We start from the raw sequence: 14,884 nt of genomic DNA, 5'->3' as shown, positions 1-14,884 counted from the left end.
TATCAGCCAATCAGCGCACCACCCGGCCCGAAACAAAGTGCGCGATATCGTTGTAACCCGGTGTAGACGAGTGCCCAGGTGTGACCAGCGAATCAATAAACGCTTCGTCTTCGGCAGTGATTTTCACGTCCATGGCTTTGATGTAGCCATCCCACTGTTGCTCGGTGCGCGGCCCGACAATGGCGGAAGAGACGGCCTGGTTGTTCAGCACCCAGGCGATGGCGAACTCGACGATGCCGACGCCTTTGGCTTGGGTGTACGCCTGGATTTTCTGCGCGATACGCAGGGACTCGACCCGCCATTCGGTTTCCAGGATACGTTTGTCCTGACGCCCGGCGCGGGTGCTGCTGTCGGGGGTGACGTCGGGAGCGTATTTGCCGCTGAGCACACCGCGCGCCAGAGGGCTGTAAGGCACCACGCCCAAACCATGAAAGGCTGCAGCGGTGATTTGTTCGACCTCGGCCATACGGTTGGTGATGTTGTACAGCGGCTGGCTGATCACGGGCTTATCCACCCCCATGCGCTGGGCGACATTCACGACTTCGGCGATGCGCCAGCCGCGATAGTTGGACAGGCCCCAGTAGCGAATCTTGCCTTGGCGCAGCAGGTCGCCGATGGCCGACACCGTTACTTCCAGCGGGGTGTCGTGGTCTTCGCGGTGCAGGTAATAGATGTCTACGTAATCGGTGCCCAGCCTGTTCAGGCTGGCCTCGATGCCATTGAAAACATGTTTACGGCTCAGCCCACTGGAGTTGGGCGCACCTTTGGCGGGACCATAGCCCACCTTGGTCGCTACCACCCAGTCATTGCGCCGTGACGCGATGGCTTCCCCGACGATTTCCTCGGAACGCCCACCGCCATAAACATCCGCCGTGTCGATGAAATTGACGCCCTGATCCCAAGCCTTGTCGATGATGCGCAGGGACTCTTCAGTACTGGTCTGCTCGCCGAACATCATGGAGCCAAGAGTCAACGTAGAAACCCGCAGGCCGGATTGGCCAAGAATGCGATAAGTCATGCTCGATATCCTTTTCAATGAGTGGAAGGGGAAAACAGAACCGTCAGCAGCGACTCTTCCTGGCTACCGTCCTCAATCTTCTGATCGTTGTCAAACACAAGCGAGTTGAGCAGACAAAGTGACCGTTCCTGCACCTGATAAAACTTTTCCATCGCCCAAATTTAAGCCCGGCAAAAGCCGGGCTGAAAGGACCTGCATGAGGTGTTAGCTCACGCGGTTTGCACCAACGTGGTCAGCACCATCAGCGGCTACACGGTTTGCACCCACGTGGTCAGCGCCATCAGCGGCTACACGGTTTGCACCGACGTGGTCAGCACCATCAGCGGCGACACGGTTTGCACCGACGTGATCAGCACCATCGGCAGCGACACGGTTTGCACCGACGTGATCAGCACCATCAGCAGCTACACGGTTTGCACCGACGTGGTCAGCGCCATCAGCGGCTACACGGTTTGCACCCACGTGGTCAGCACCATCAGCGGCAACATGAATCGCGCTGGTATGAACCGAGCCGTTTTCGGCGAAAGCAGGAAGAGCGAAAGCGCTGCTGGCCAATACCGAGAACGCTACGCCAAAAATCAGTTTTGAAGTTTTCATGATGTTTGCTCCACAAGGTTTATAAGTTGTCTGTTGCTGTGGAGTGAATTTTACGCGGCTCCCTTTTATTAAGAAGTTAATTAGGTTGCTACCGATCATCGTTGAAATTGATAGTACGGAAAAATCATACTAATCATAGCGTTGGCTATTTTTTCCGGGCAAGGCGAGGGAGTATTGCGAGGGAAATGGTTTTTTTGATGCTCGCAGCGTTCTATTTTTTAACCGAAAGCGCGGCAGGAAAGTGCAACAAGGTCGGCTGCAGCGGCCAGTCATTATTAGCCGTTGCAGCCTGTTGTAACCGTCGGGGCTCGATGCCCTCCTTTATTCCACGACCGCGGTCAGCTCGGGTGTACCGAAGCCTTTGAGTTCGGCGTGCGAGCGCTCAAAGTAGCCTGTCCAGAAGCTTTGCAAGTTCTGGATCAGTTTGCCGGAGCGGTAGCCGTTCTTGTTGTCTTGAGGTACGAACGCAGCACCGTGAACATAGACACGGGCTCCCGCGAAGTCGGCAAACAGATTTTGCTTTTCGACCTTGGACAACTCAGCTGCGGGGTTGATATCGCGTATCCGGTTAGCCGCATAGAAACTGCCGAAGTCGCTGTATTCGAGCATGTCGGACATCAAGAAAATGACCTGTTCGTTGGCGTCTTTGGCATTGCGCAAGTCGGCAGAAATTTCCCGCAGGCTGAACAGGATCTCACTGCGGGGAATGTCCGTGCTGGAGGTGCCCATGGTCGCTGCGAATGCCTTGCCGAAGTTCTGCCAGAGCACCTGCGGTTGAGCTTTCAGGCAGTTGCCCAGTTTGCGCGCCGGCATCATCGGTACATCGCCAATCACACTGTCTTGCAACGGATTTTCCAGGGTGCCGGAGAATTGCAGCCGGGTGTAGTGCCCTTCCAGGTAGGCGCTGAAGCTGTAAAGCCGCAGCTTGTCCCCAGGCTGTATGAACCGTTTGATGTGGCCCCAGGCGGTCTGCTGCAGTTCCTTGGTCAGCGGCGTGGTCTGGTCGATGATGACCGTCAACAAGCGCCCCGAAGAGGGCGCCTTGAACTCGGTCAACTTGCTTTGCTCATAGCAACTTGGCACGTCGTTGCGCTCAGCGCCCCATGCGATGACCGGGACAAAGGCCAGCACAGCGATCAGTGTTTTGATCATCATCAGCTTTCCTGCTCGTCCAGCATCTGGAGGTTGTAAGCACGGCGGATCAGCGCTTCGTCCACGCCTTTCTTGCCTGCGACATAGGCCAGGTCGTCCTCGTCATAACCGGTCAGTTTGCCCCAGGCGTGCGGGTCGAAACCGGCAGCCTTGGTGGGGACCCGCGCGATGGGCTCTGGCGTGACATCGACCACGGAGGTCACCACAGAGGCTTGCCGTGTTTCGGCCGCGACGGTGTCGGTGGTGGCCGACAGGTGTTCGGACTTTTTATTTTCGACGAAGCGCTCAAAGGTACGCGCGTGCTTGTTCGATTCCTTCTCGCTGTGATCAGTGCCAGAGATATGGAACTGGGCCGACAGCAGCGCTTGCAGCGTGCTCAGCGCCTGTTGTGCGTCAACCGCAATGGAGCTTGCGAGGCGGCGGTGATAGGCCACATATTCATCGGCGTTGGCAAAACCGACGGTCTGCTCCCAGGCCTCTTTCGATTTGCTGCCAACAAAGCCTCGGGAGTACGCCAGGTAAGTGCTGGTGAACTGAATGAATACGAACAGTGCGCTGAGCACGCCGAAAGTGATCATCGACGCGCGGTGCATCGAATCGATCTGGTCCTGGGCGCTTTTGGTTTTCGAATCGTTGCCCAGCGACTTCATGTCGTCGGTGATAGGGAAGTCGTTCGAGGATGGGAAGTCATCGGCAGAAGCACTGATGGCCGGAGGGTTGGCGATCAACTCGGCCTCTTGGGCTTGCAGGGTTTCAGCCCGCACCCAGAAGGCTGCAACCGCCAGAATCAGGATGAAAACGCCATAGGCGACAGTGATGCCGAAGGACTTGGCTGGCGTTTGCCTGCTGTAGTTGACCTTGATGCGGTTGAGCATCTGCTGATACGCCGGGCGATCATTGTCATCGTAGGTCTTGTCGATGTTGAGCCGGTCTTTTTTGATGAAGTCGCCGTCCTCACCTTTCTTGCGCATGGTGGCGTAGGCCATGATCTGTCCGACCATGTGGTTCAGATACAGTTGGCGACCGGTCAGTTCAGACAGCAGCAAGGCGATGATCGAAATAACCAGACCAATACCAAACGCACCCGCCAGCGCGGTGTTGGGCGTGGCGAGTGTCATAGCGTATGGCGACAACGCGTAGCCGAACGCAGAGGCTTCGATCACCATCAGCATGATCACCAGCATCCACAGCCACATGCTTTTTTCGGTGCGGTGATCCTCGCTGACTTTCATCAGATAATCTTCGCACTTCTGAAAGAACTGACCGTTTTTTACATGGCCCACGTAGTAGTGGTAGTAGGCGCTGCACAGCTGCGTTTCGGCGTCGAGGAAGTGGGTTTTCGGGTTCTGTTCGCCCGGATGATTGACCCAATGCTTGATCTTCCCGAACAGCGGGACGTTGTGCCGGGCCAGCATTAAACCGTAACGCACTTTGTTCCAGTAGATGACCACCGGAATCATGAGAAAGAGCGTCGCCAGGATAGGCACGACGATGTACCAGTAGGCGATGAAGAACGCCTGAATTGTCTGCAGCATGTTATTTCCCTATTTCATCTGGTTAGCGACGAACCGGCTCGAATTCAGCGACGAAAGCCTCGCCTTGTTTTGGATAGAACAGTTCCCCGGCTGTCGCGGTGCCTGTTCTTTTGTCGAACACGATGTCCATGCAGGACACCGGTGACTTCGATGCATCGACCGCGAAAACCCGGTACAGCACTTTGGTTTCACCGTCGAAGGTGTTGGCAATCGACTGAATCTTTTCCGACTGTTTTTTTGAAGTCTTGTAGTCAGGGATGAATTGCATGAACGGCTGTACTGCCACCGTCGCATCTTCTTTGAGAATGGCGACTGGCCCGACCAAGGCGACATGCCCGTTGATGGCCTGGCCCCAAGGGCGACCGTTCATGCCTGGCAGGTAGTCAGTGGTGGCGATATCCACCAGCGCTCGATCAGTGGCCAGGTTTTTTACTTCGCCCGCCATACGTGGCATATCGGCGACGCAGGAACTTACCGGAGCCGAGGCGTAGGCCGGCGAAATAACGCTGAACACCGACTTCTTGGGCTCGATACCGCGCGCCAGTGCCGACTCCATGCTGACGACCTGATGGCCGCCAAAATCGATACCGCCTTTGCCCTGAACCGGAATGCCTGTGGACGGCGCAGGTTGGGCTGTCACAGGCGAGGGCTCGGCTTTGTCGGCTTTGCTTAAGGTCGGTGTTTTGACCGGTGCGCTGGCAGTCGTTGCCGCCGGGCTGGTCCGGGTACCGTGTTCCAGGTATTTGGGGTTGTTGCGCTCGGCGCGCACACGGGCAACCAACAGTTGCTGGTTATCGACCTGGGTCAATTCCACTCGACGGTTCTGTGCCCGACCTTCGGTCGTGATGTTAGCCGCCACAGGTCGCGAGGCACCGGCACCCTGGTAATAGATGTCCGCGGGCTGCAAACCGGCCTGGGCGAGAATTGTGCTCACGGCGCGGGCACGCTGTTCCGAGAGCCGCTGGTTGAGCTCGGCGTTGCCGGTGGAGTCGGTATGGCCCACTACCAGAATTTTCTTGGGCGACGTTTGTGTACCGCTCTGGCCTTCCGCAAGTACCGCAGCCATCTTGCGCAGCTGACGTTCCCCATTGGCGGTCAGCACGGCAGAGCCAGTGGCAAACATTGCACTGTCCTGCACCTGTGCCTCTATGCCCACGGGTTGCGATTGGGGGGCGCTTTTGCCTTGAGTGGGGGCCTGGGCAGTTGCAAGCTCCTTGATCTGCATGCTCATGCCTTCCTCGGTGGCAATCGCCTGCAGACGCTTGACGCGTGCCTGATACGCCAACGTCGCACCGCATCCGACAGCGGCACCGGCGATTGCACCGCCCGCAGCGTTCTTGCCCAGGGCGACCGCTACACCCGCGCCCAACACGGCACCCAACATGCCGCCAGCCACGCATGCTGAGGTCTTATCCATTCCGCCCAATTGGTGATCGACGCTGGCGCAACCGGTTACACCGAGAGCAATGGCCATAGCCAGTGCTGTCGGGCGCACATTCCTTGAGTTCAACATCCCTTGCTGATTCCTTTTTTGTCCTTGGCACCTGACAGACTTGTCGGTGTGCCATACCACGCAAAACGCGTTGCTATCCCGTGTCATCACACAACGAACGCCATCCTGCCAGAGCGTGCGACCCGACGGTTAATCAGGTTGGCGTGGCATCCGAGAGTGCGTGCTTTGACGGGTGTTACAAAATGTCGGGGGATAGTAGTAGCATTTCGATGTCAATAAAACAGTCGGCGACCACTTTCATTGAAGCCGGGGCAACGACGTTGCCCGGCAATCGATGCCTGCCAGAAGCACGCTCGCAGACCTGCGGTGTTGCGCTTCAGAACGTCGGTAACCCCCATGCTTCGAGCGGGAAATCCAACAGCGACTCAAGGCGCAGGTCGGCGTGAATGTATTGTTCGATTGGCATATGGGCGTCCGGCACGGCCACGGCGTACATGCCTGCAGCCTTGGCGGCCGTCACGCCGAAGGGCGAGTCTTCGAACACCAGGCAGTCCTTGGGGGCAACGCCCAGGCGGCGGGCGGCGACCAGGAAGATATCCGGCGCGGGTTTGGCGGCGCCCACTTCCGAGTCGTCAGCCGTTACCACGGTGTCGAACAGCTCGAACCATGCCCGATGCAGGGTGGTTTTGGCTTTGAAGTAGTGGATCGAAGAGCTGGTGCCCACGGCGATGGGGATATTGTGCGCGGCCAAATGCCGGACCAATGCCTCCGCGCCCGGCATTGCGGGCGAACGTGGGAAGCGCTCATCCAGCATGGGTTCGCGAGTGGTCAGAAACTCATCGATGGACAGCGGCAACTCCAGCGCGCCGATCACGTAACCGGCGAAATCCCGCGCCCCACGGCCGATGGTGTTCTGCTTGATCGCCCAGTCAAACGTCCGGCCGTAACGACTGGCAATAATATGAGTGACTTCGGTGTAGATACCCTCGGTATCCAACAGCAAGCCATCCATATCGAAAATAACGGCCTTGATCGGGCCAAAAACGGTGCGTTGCTCGCTCATCTCGTTTGATCCCGATTTCAAATTCGAACATCAGCCTACCGTCTGAGGGAAGACCGTGGCTAGCGGCGGATGATAATCTCGGTCGATTATGGACAGCGAAGTGGGGCGGAAGATGAGCAAATCAGCAAACGTTGCAGTGGGCGTCGTCATTGCGGTGGCGGCACTGGGTACCGCTGGGGCGTGGTACACCGGCACTCAACTGGACGGTGTTTTGCGCGATTCGATCGACAACGCCAACCGACAGCTCAAGTCGTCTTTTAGCGGAACCGACGACAGCATGAGCGTCGAGCTGGTGTCGCTTGAGCGCCATCTGTTCACCAGCACCGCGCATTATCGTGTGAATGTTCAAAGCAAAAATCTGGGCAAAAACAACGAAAAAATCGAGCTGCTGTTTGTGGATAACATCGAGCACGGGCCGTTGCCTTTTTCGCGATTGAAGTCGTTGAAGCTGCTGCCGGTCATGGCTGCCAGCAACTATGAAATCGAGAAAAACGCCTTCTCCGAAAAGTGGTTTGCCCTGACCAATAGTGCCGCGCCGCTCAAAGGCAGTGCGAGCATCGGCTACGACCGCGCTACCGAAGGCACCCTGCAACTGCTGCCGCTGGACATCAATGACAAAGACGGCATGTTCAAGTTCTCCGGCCTTGACCTCGCTGTGGCGGCCAGTGCCGATGCAGAGAAGCTCAAGGTCACCGGCAATATGGACAACCTGCAACTCAACGTGGCGTCGGAACAAGGCCCTGTGAGTGTTGAACTCCACGGCGTGACCTTCGACACCGGTGGTACCAAAGGCGCCTCTGGTTTCTACCTCGGGCATAGCAACCTCAAGGTGGCCAGCTCGCTGTTCCAGATCGGGGACAAGCCACCGGTGCGGTTCAAGGACTTTGTGAACACCAGCTTGATGCAAGAGGCAGACAGTAACCTGTCGGCGCAAGTGACCTACGACATCGGCATGATCAACTACAACGGCAAGGACGTCGGCGCCTCGCAGATGCTGTGGAAGTTCAGTAACTTCGACGTTGCGTCCACGCAAGCACTGCTCCATTTCTTCCAGGAGAAAGTCCAGCCTCAACAACAGGCTGCCGCGCAGGCTGGCATACCGTTCAAGTTGAAACTGAGCGTTGCCGATCAGGCAAAGATGAATGCCGACCTGGCTAAACTGCTGACCGCCCAGCCGCACATCGAACTGGAAAAAATATCGCTCAAGACCGCCAACGGCGAAAGCCATTTCAGCCTTGCGGTGGACCTGAAAAATCCTGGCCCGCTCGACCAGGCGCCTGCCGAAGTGGGCAGGAAGATGATCGGCGAACTGAACGCCAAATTGCTGCTGTCTCAACCCATGATCAAGGACGTCGCCAGCCTGCAAGCCAGCCTCAACGGCCTGACCGACCCCAACGCTATCGCCGAACAGGCACAGGGCGCGAGCGACATGGTCAGTGGCATGGCGGTGATGACCCAGTTGGCCAAGGTCGAGGGCGAGAACGTTGTCTCGAACCTTCACTATGCCAACGACATCGTCGACTTCAACGGCCAGAAAATGACCGTGCAGCAGTTTTTCAGCATGGTGACGAGCAGACTTGGCGGGCTGAGCACAACGGATCAGTAAGTCGCTGAGCTAACAAAGAGGGGCGAGTTTATTTATCGAAAATAAACTCGCCCTTTTTTCTGCATGTTTACGGTCAGCGATGCCGACGAGATCAGCGCTCCGATGTATGCCATTCCACAGGGTTAAACGAAGGGCTGACCATGAAACCCTCGAGGGAGTCGCTGCGGTCCGGGCATATCCGTGAGCCGCTGTTGCCAGGAGGCACGCCAGTCGCTCGATGCATGAGCAGTCCTCGCTTTCCTCGCAGCTCTGCGTGCTGCGTTTCGCACGGTTTTCCTCGCCTCTTTGAAGGCATCGGTGTTACGGCAGTTGCGACACTTCACACGTCCAAGCTCAGTGGTGGAGATGATGTTGTCGCCGTGGCGGCCGCAGGCGATGTGCCCGGCGAGCCTGTAGTGAGTAACCATCGGTAAATCTCCTTCGCAGTGGTTGCGGTACAGGAGTAAAACAAGACGGATTTACTTATTGAAAATAGATCCGTCTTCTTCTATTTACAACGTACCGTTGAAGTTAACCATCTGTGCAACCCGCTCCAATGCGATTTTCAATTGCGCCCGATTACTGGCTGCACACAGGCTGATGCGTATGGCATGGGTACCGTGGTCCTTGACCGCGAAAACCTCAGCAGGCACCACGTCAACCTGCGCTGCACGGCAGGCCTCAGCCAGCGCCATAGAGGGCTGTGAGCTGGTGACCCAGATGTGAGGCGACGGGCTTTGTGTCTGGTACAACGCCGCGCCTAGCATCTTCTTTGACAAGCGCCAGCGCTGGGTAGTTTCTTCGGTCTGCCACGCCAGGCGGCGTCGTGCGGTTCCGTCGTTTATCCACTGGCAGGCGATAGTCAGGCATAGCGGTGAAACGCCCCAATGCGTGGCCTGAGCGTGTGGGTCGATACGTTCGAGCACGGATGGATCGGCGGTGATCCAGCCGACCCGTAGACCGGGGGCGACCGTTTTCGACAGGCTTGTCACCAACAGGCCGCGCTTGCCCAGCAGCCGCGTCAGTGGCGGTGAGGAGGTCAGCGCGCCATAGACATCATCTTCGATAATCAGCAGGTCATGCTGTCTTGCGACTTCAGCGATCTCGAGCTGCCGTTGGGGCGACATGATCGTCGACGTCGGGTTCTGCAGCGTGGGCGTCAGCACGACGATTTTGGCCCCCGTGGCCCGCGCCATCCGGTCGAGTTCTTCAGGGAGGATGCCGCATCGATCAAGCGCAACGCCATGCATGGGCAGGCGCAATTGGCGGCAGGCCGCTTTGATCCCCGGCGCAGTGAAGGCCTCCACGATGACCGGTTCGCCGGGCTGACACAGCGACAGTAGCGCGGTGAACACCCCCTGCTGGGCGCCGTTGCACAGCATGATGTTTTCCGTGGGTACGCTCAGGCCCCGGGCTTGCAGCCAGGCGGCACCTTGAGCCCGGCCCGCTGCCAGGTCGTCAGCCGTGAGATAGCGTTGCAGGCGCTGTGCTTGTCCGCTATTGATCAGCGTAGAGAGCGCCAAGACTTCGTCCTGACTGTCCTCATCGGTCACCGGCACATTGGTGGAAAGATCAATCAGGGCAGGGCGTTCGCTTGGCTGTTTGAGCCGGAACAGCGTCGCCTCTTTGCTCCCGGCCAATACGTAAGTGCCGCGTCCCACTTCACCCGACACCAAATGCCGTCGCGCGGCCTCACGGTAGGCCTGCATCGTCGTACTTGGGTTCAGGCCCAGGTTCCAGGCGAGACGTCGTTGCGGTGGCAGCCGCTCGCCGACCTTTAGTTCGCCGCTTTCTATCGCGCGTGTGATCGCTTCAACCAAGGCCAGGTACTTCGGCTGCGCACTGTCGTTGAGCGTCGGCGTCCACATTTATTGTTGCTCATGCAATATAAGGTTTAACCCATACAATGCCCCGGCCCTAAGATCAGGTCAAACCCACCCACAACCCGGTGACCTGATGTTTGACCTCGCCTCGTTGCGCCGCGCCGCGCAAACCATTCGCCCGCTGGTTCCGCCTACCCCGCAATACGCATGGCCGCGCTTGGCCGAGCGCCTGGGTTGCGAGGTCTGGGTCAAGCACGAAAACCACGCACCGACCGGCGCCTTCAAAGTTCGTGGTGGCCTGCTGTACGTACAGGGATTGCTCAAGCGCAAACCGGACGTTACCGGGCTGGTGACTGCCACCCGAGGCAATCACGGGCAGAGCCTTGCGACGGCCGCACGCAACGCCGGGTTGCCGATCATCATCGTTGTGCCCCTCGGTAATTCTCAGGAAAAAAATGCCGCGATGCGGGCCATGGGCGCGCAACTGATCGAGTACGGGCAAGACTTCGACGAGGCCCGCACCGAGGCCGCACGCCAGGCCGAAATGCAGGGCTACGAGAGTGTCCCGGCGTTTCACCCTGACCTTATTTTAGGTGTCGCGACCTACGCGCTGGAATTGCTGGAAGCGGTGCAGGATCTGCAGACCGTCTACGTCCCCATCGGCATGGGTTCTGGCATTTGCGGCCTGATCCAGACTCGTAATTTACTAGGCCTGAAAACCGAAATCGTCGGCGTCGTATCCGAACATGCCGACGCCTTTGCGCAGAGCGTCGAACAAGGCCGAATCGTCACCACCGAAACCGCCAACACCTTCGCCGACGGCATGGCCTGCCGCCTGCCATTACCGCAAGCATTCGACATCATCCGCCACGGCGCTGCACGAATCGTCCGGGTCAACGATGACGAAATCGCCAACGCGATCCGCATCTTCCACGAAGACACGCATAACACCGCCGAAGGTGCCGGCGCTGCGGGCCTGGCGGCGCTGATCAAAGAGCGTGAGCGGCAGCAAGGTGCCAAAGTGGCGGTAATTTTGAGTGGGGCGAATATTGATCGGCAGGTTTATGCGCGGGTGCTTGGGGGGTGAGTTTTCAGTGTGGAACACCTTCTTCTTGCGTCTACTAAACAACCAATAACCATTTGAAATAAAACATTATGTGTAGGCGCTGACTTGTCTGCGATTAAGCCCGGCACGGGCTTCCGACATGCCCTAATGCACCCACATCACCGCATAGCCCAAGGTCATCAGACCCCAGGCCACCAGCGGATGAAACACCACTTGCCACACGCGTGCACGCGGGTCGAAGCCCACCCCGTGCACATACCCCGCGGCCACGCCCCACATGACCAGCATCAGCAGGTTGTGGTTGTAGTGCCCTTGGGCGTTGAGGATGGTGATGGGGTGGATCAGTAGAATCAGGCTCAACGGAACGGCCAGCAACAGGGACAAGGCCCTGCTGCTGGCGCGTCGCAACCGCGGTGTGGCTTCAGAGGTCACCCGCTGGTTCCTTATCCAGCGTGTCAGTGGCTTCGAGCCACATGACGTTGATGATGCCAAAGCTACAGGCCAATAAGACGCCGAGGATCCAGGCGAAATACCACATAGTGTGTGCTCCTCAGTAAAGGCTGTGGGGGTTGGCGTCGATGTGCTGGGTGGTCACTTTGCCCCACATTTTGGCGTAGCACCAAAGGGTGTAGCAGAGGATCAGCGGCACGAAAATCGCTGCGGCAACCAGCATGATATTGAGTGTCATGCGGCTGGAAACAGCATCCCACACGGTCAGGCTAGAGGCAGGGTCGATACTCGACGGCATGACAAACGGAAACAGGGCGAAACCGGCGGTACAGAGCGTACCAACGATAGCCAGGCTGCTGCCCAGGAATGCGCAGCGACTGTGACCGCCGCTGGCCGAGAGCAGGGCCAGCAGCGCGCCGACGATCCCGACAACCGGTGCAATGATGGTCAGCGGGTATTTCCCGTAGTTCGCCATCCAGCCAGGGTTGGTCGCGGCCACGGTTTTGCTCAGCGGATTCAGGGCTGTGCCAGGTTCGAAGGCTGAGGTGATGGTTTGCCCTTCAATGCCGCCCAGCAAGAGCCAGACACCGGCACCGATGAAGGCCAGCAGGTAAACCGCTGCGAACAGTTGAGCCGCGCCGCGTGAACGCCGGGCGATGTCACCCTCCGTACGCATCATCAACCACGTGCCGCCGTGCAGGCAGAGCATGCTCAAGCTGACGACGCCGGCGAGCAGCCCGAATGGGCTGAGCAGTTGCCAGAAGCTACCGTGGTAGCTGGAGCGCAGGGTATCGTCAAACTGGAAGGGTACGCCCAGGAGCAGGTTGCCGAACGCCACACCGAATACCAGCGAAGGTACCACGCCGCCAACAAACAGGCCCCAGTCCCAGCTTTGCCGCCAGCGGGTGTTGCTCAGTTTGCTCCGATAATCGAAGCCTACGGGGCGAACAAACAAGGCAAACAGCACCAGCAGCAGGGCCCAGTAGAAGCCCGAAAACGCGGCGGCATACACCAATGGCCAGGCGGCGAATAACGCACCGCCAGCGGTAATCAGCCAAACCTGGTTGCCATCCCAATGCGGTGCGATGGTGTTGATCACCACGCGTCGTTCGTTATCGTTGCGGCCGACGAAGGGCATCAGCGCGGCGGCGCCGAGGTCGAAACCATCGGTCAGGGCGAAGCCGATCAGCAAGACGCCAACCAGTACCCACCAGATCAGTTTGAGGCTTTCATAGTCGAACATTATTTGCTCCTCAGACCAGGGTCGGCTGTGTGGCGTGGGCGTGTGTTGCCTCGCGTTCCAGGTGATAGCGCCCGGTATGCAAACTGCTCGGCCCGAGTCGGGCGAACTTGATCATCAGGTACATCTCGATCACCAACAGCACGCTATAGAACGCGACCAGCGCCAGCAGAGAACCCCAGACATCACCGGTCGAAACGCTTGAAGCGGACAGATGAGTCGGAAGTATTTCACCGACAGACCAGGGCTGACGCCCATGCTCCGCGACAAACCAGCCGGTCTGCGTGGCAACCCACGGCAGCGGCAGGCTGAACAGGGCCCACTTGAGCAGCCAGGGTTTGCTCATTTCGTTCTTGCGGGTAGATGCCCAGAACGCACAGACGAACAAGGCCAGCATCAGGAATCCGCTAAGCACCATCAGGCGAAAGGTCCAGAAAATCGAAGCCACGCCGGGGATAGAGTCCAGCGCGGCCTGTTTGACTTGCTGGTCGCTGGCATCGACTACCTTGTCCGTGTACTTCTTGAGCAGCAGCCCGTAGCCCAGATCCTTTTTCACCGCGTTGAAGGCAGAGACTGTCTGCTCGCTTTTATCCCCTGCGCGCAGTTGCCGAAGCAGGTCATAAGCAACCATGCCATTGCGAATCCGTACCTGATGCTGGGCCACCAGGTCCTTGATGCCTGTCACCTTCGTGTCCAGCGAGCGCGTGGCAATAATCCCCATGACATAAGGGATTTTCACCGCGTAATCGGTGCGTTGCTCGGCCTGGTTCGGCAGCCCGAACAGGGTAAAGGCTGCAGGTGCGGACTCGGTATCCCACTCGGCCTCAATCGCCGCGAGCTTGGTTTTTTGAACATCGCCGATTTCATACCCGGACTCGTCGCCCAGAATGATCACCGAAAAGATCGATGCCATGCCGAAAGCCGATGCGATGGCAAAGGAGCGCCGCGCGAACCCGATGTCGCGGCCCTTGAGCAGGTACCAGCTCGAAATAGCCAAGACAAAAATCGCGCCGGTCACGTAACCGGACGCAACGGTGTGGACGAACTTGACCTGTGCCACGGGGTTGAACAGCAGGGCGCTGAAACTGGTCAGCTCCATCCGCATAGTGGTGAAGTTGAACTCTGCGCCGACCGGATTTTGCATCCAGCCGTTGGCGATCAAGATCCACAATGCCGACATGTTCGAACCGATTGCGACCAGCCAGGTAACCCCCAGATGCTGCACTTTGGTCAGGCGATCCCAGCCAAAAAAGAACAGACCGATGAAGGTCGATTCCAGGAAGAATGCCATCAAGCCTTCAATCGCCAGCGGGGCGCCGAAAATGTCACCGACGTAATGGCTGTAGTACGCCCAGTTGGTGCCGAACTGGAACTCCATGGTCAGGCCGGTGGTGACGCCCAGGGCGAAGTTGATGCCGAACAGCTTGCCCCAGAAGCGGGTCATGTCCTTGTAGACCTGCTTGCCGGTCATCACATAGACCGACTCCATGATAGCCAGGAGGAAGGTCAAACCCAGGGTCAGAGGGACGAACAGAAAGTGATACAGCGCCGTCATGGCGAATTGCAGTCGAGATAAGTCGACGACTGATTCCGAGATCATTGGGGGTTCTTCTCAGGAAATGCGGGAGGGGGGCCAAGCACGTGCTGGCCTACTTTGACGCCGTCATCCATGACCTCAACCGGAGCGCTGAACCAGATGCTTCGGATCCCCAACAACAAGACGAGCTTGATAAGCAATATCAGGCCAATTTCCTTCATTAATGGTTTTTTTAGAAAATCGAAGGGGCCTGGCATGACGGGTACTCGCAGGGATGGCGGAATTGTCCCGACGGCAAAGGCGGCTAATATTGATCCAGATCAATACTTTTGGCAGCGAAGGGAGTGACGGAACGTCACACCCGG

15 protein-coding genes are annotated in these 14,884 nt (G+C 58.1%); 2 read left to right on the top strand and 13 right to left on the bottom strand.

Features of this window, described 5'->3' with window-relative positions; genetic code table 11:
• Positions 1 to 10 precede the first annotated feature (10 nt).
• The 6 genes from AC1MEA_RS06685 to AC1MEA_RS06660 form a co-directional block, all read right to left on the bottom strand.
• Positions 11 to 1,018 carry an aldo/keto reductase gene (locus tag AC1MEA_RS06685; RefSeq protein ID WP_480917172.1) on the bottom strand — a complete coding sequence of 336 codons (1,008 nt, stop codon included), beginning with the start codon at positions 1,016 to 1,018 and terminating at the stop codon, positions 11 to 13.
• Positions 1,019 to 1,222: 204 nt separating this feature from the next.
• Complete coding sequence (locus AC1MEA_RS06680) at positions 1,223 to 1,615, bottom strand: hypothetical protein (RefSeq protein WP_480917171.1); 393 nt, start codon at positions 1,613 to 1,615, stop codon at positions 1,223 to 1,225.
• 321 nt (positions 1,616 to 1,936) lie between these two features.
• On the bottom strand, positions 1,937 to 2,770 hold the full coding sequence (locus AC1MEA_RS06675; RefSeq protein ID WP_480917170.1) for a hypothetical protein: 834 nt from the start codon (positions 2,768 to 2,770) through the stop codon (positions 1,937 to 1,939).
• A complete protein-coding gene (locus AC1MEA_RS06670) occupies positions 2,770 to 4,302 on the bottom strand; it encodes a hypothetical protein (protein WP_480917169.1) in 1,533 nt (510 codons plus the stop codon). The genes AC1MEA_RS06675 and AC1MEA_RS06670 overlap by 1 nt, the downstream gene beginning before the upstream one ends.
• Before the next feature lie 22 nt (positions 4,303 to 4,324).
• Complete coding sequence (locus AC1MEA_RS06665; protein ID WP_480917168.1) at positions 4,325 to 5,815, bottom strand: OmpA family protein; 1,491 nt, start codon at positions 5,813 to 5,815, stop codon at positions 4,325 to 4,327.
• A 316-nt stretch (positions 5,816 to 6,131) separates the two neighbouring features.
• Positions 6,132 to 6,818, bottom strand: coding sequence for an HAD-IA family hydrolase (locus tag AC1MEA_RS06660; protein ID WP_480917167.1), 687 nt, complete (start codon positions 6,816 to 6,818; stop codon positions 6,132 to 6,134).
• Between the two features lie 112 nt (positions 6,819 to 6,930).
• Between AC1MEA_RS06660 and AC1MEA_RS06655 the strand changes: the two genes are divergently transcribed.
• Positions 6,931 to 8,424, top strand: coding sequence for a YdgA family protein (locus tag AC1MEA_RS06655; RefSeq protein ID WP_480917166.1), 1,494 nt, complete (start codon positions 6,931 to 6,933; stop codon positions 8,422 to 8,424).
• Between the two features lie 122 nt (positions 8,425 to 8,546).
• Here AC1MEA_RS06655 and AC1MEA_RS06650 read toward each other — a convergent pair whose 3' ends face one another.
• Both AC1MEA_RS06650 and AC1MEA_RS06645 read right to left on the bottom strand, forming a co-directional pair.
• On the bottom strand, positions 8,547 to 8,831 hold the full coding sequence (locus tag AC1MEA_RS06650; RefSeq protein ID WP_257604449.1) for a hypothetical protein: 285 nt from the start codon (positions 8,829 to 8,831) through the stop codon (positions 8,547 to 8,549).
• Positions 8,832 to 8,915: 84 nt separating this feature from the next.
• The gene (locus AC1MEA_RS06645; protein ID WP_480917165.1) at positions 8,916 to 10,271 is read right to left on the bottom strand and encodes an aminotransferase-like domain-containing protein; all 1,356 of its coding nucleotides are present in this window, start codon (positions 10,269 to 10,271) and stop codon (positions 8,916 to 8,918) included.
• Positions 10,272 to 10,359: 88 nt separating this feature from the next.
• Here AC1MEA_RS06645 and AC1MEA_RS06640 point away from each other — a divergent pair, with 88 nt between their 5' ends.
• Positions 10,360 to 11,313 carry a threonine dehydratase gene (locus AC1MEA_RS06640; RefSeq protein ID WP_449635292.1) on the top strand — a complete coding sequence of 318 codons (954 nt, stop codon included), beginning with the start codon at positions 10,360 to 10,362 and terminating at the stop codon, positions 11,311 to 11,313.
• Positions 11,314 to 11,436: 123 nt separating this feature from the next.
• Here the strand turns inward: AC1MEA_RS06640 and AC1MEA_RS06635 are convergent, their stop codons facing one another.
• Genes AC1MEA_RS06635 through cydP form a run of 5 tightly spaced genes read right to left on the bottom strand, consistent with a single transcriptional unit; the run spans position 11,437 to position 14,740 of the window.
• Positions 11,437 to 11,724: a cyd operon YbgE family protein gene (locus AC1MEA_RS06635; protein WP_257604450.1), complete on the bottom strand. Its 288-nt coding sequence runs from the start codon at positions 11,722 to 11,724 to the stop codon at positions 11,437 to 11,439.
• Positions 11,714 to 11,830 carry a cytochrome bd-I oxidase subunit CydX gene (cydX, locus tag AC1MEA_RS06630; protein ID WP_219063702.1) on the bottom strand — a complete coding sequence of 39 codons (117 nt, stop codon included), beginning with the start codon at positions 11,828 to 11,830 and terminating at the stop codon, positions 11,714 to 11,716. Before cydX ends, AC1MEA_RS06635 begins: the two co-directional genes overlap by 11 nt.
• 12 nt (positions 11,831 to 11,842) lie before the next feature.
• Positions 11,843 to 12,985 carry a cytochrome d ubiquinol oxidase subunit II gene (gene cydB, locus AC1MEA_RS06625; protein ID WP_480917164.1) on the bottom strand — a complete coding sequence of 381 codons (1,143 nt, stop codon included), beginning with the start codon at positions 12,983 to 12,985 and terminating at the stop codon, positions 11,843 to 11,845.
• A 10-nt stretch (positions 12,986 to 12,995) separates the two neighbouring features.
• Positions 12,996 to 14,582, bottom strand: a complete 1,587-nt coding sequence (locus tag AC1MEA_RS06620) for a cytochrome ubiquinol oxidase subunit I (protein ID WP_449635290.1) — start codon at positions 14,580 to 14,582, stop codon at positions 12,996 to 12,998.
• Positions 14,579 to 14,740, bottom strand: coding sequence for a cytochrome oxidase putative small subunit CydP (cydP, locus tag AC1MEA_RS06615; protein ID WP_480918108.1), 162 nt, complete (start codon positions 14,738 to 14,740; stop codon positions 14,579 to 14,581). Before cydP ends, AC1MEA_RS06620 begins: the two co-directional genes overlap by 4 nt.
• Positions 14,741 to 14,884 lie beyond the last annotated feature (144 nt).

Source organism: Pseudomonas sp. ASL8, from assembly GCF_056680355.1.
The sequence above is the reverse complement of the archived record's forward strand: the minus strand, read 5'-3'. Positions and strand labels throughout refer to the sequence as shown.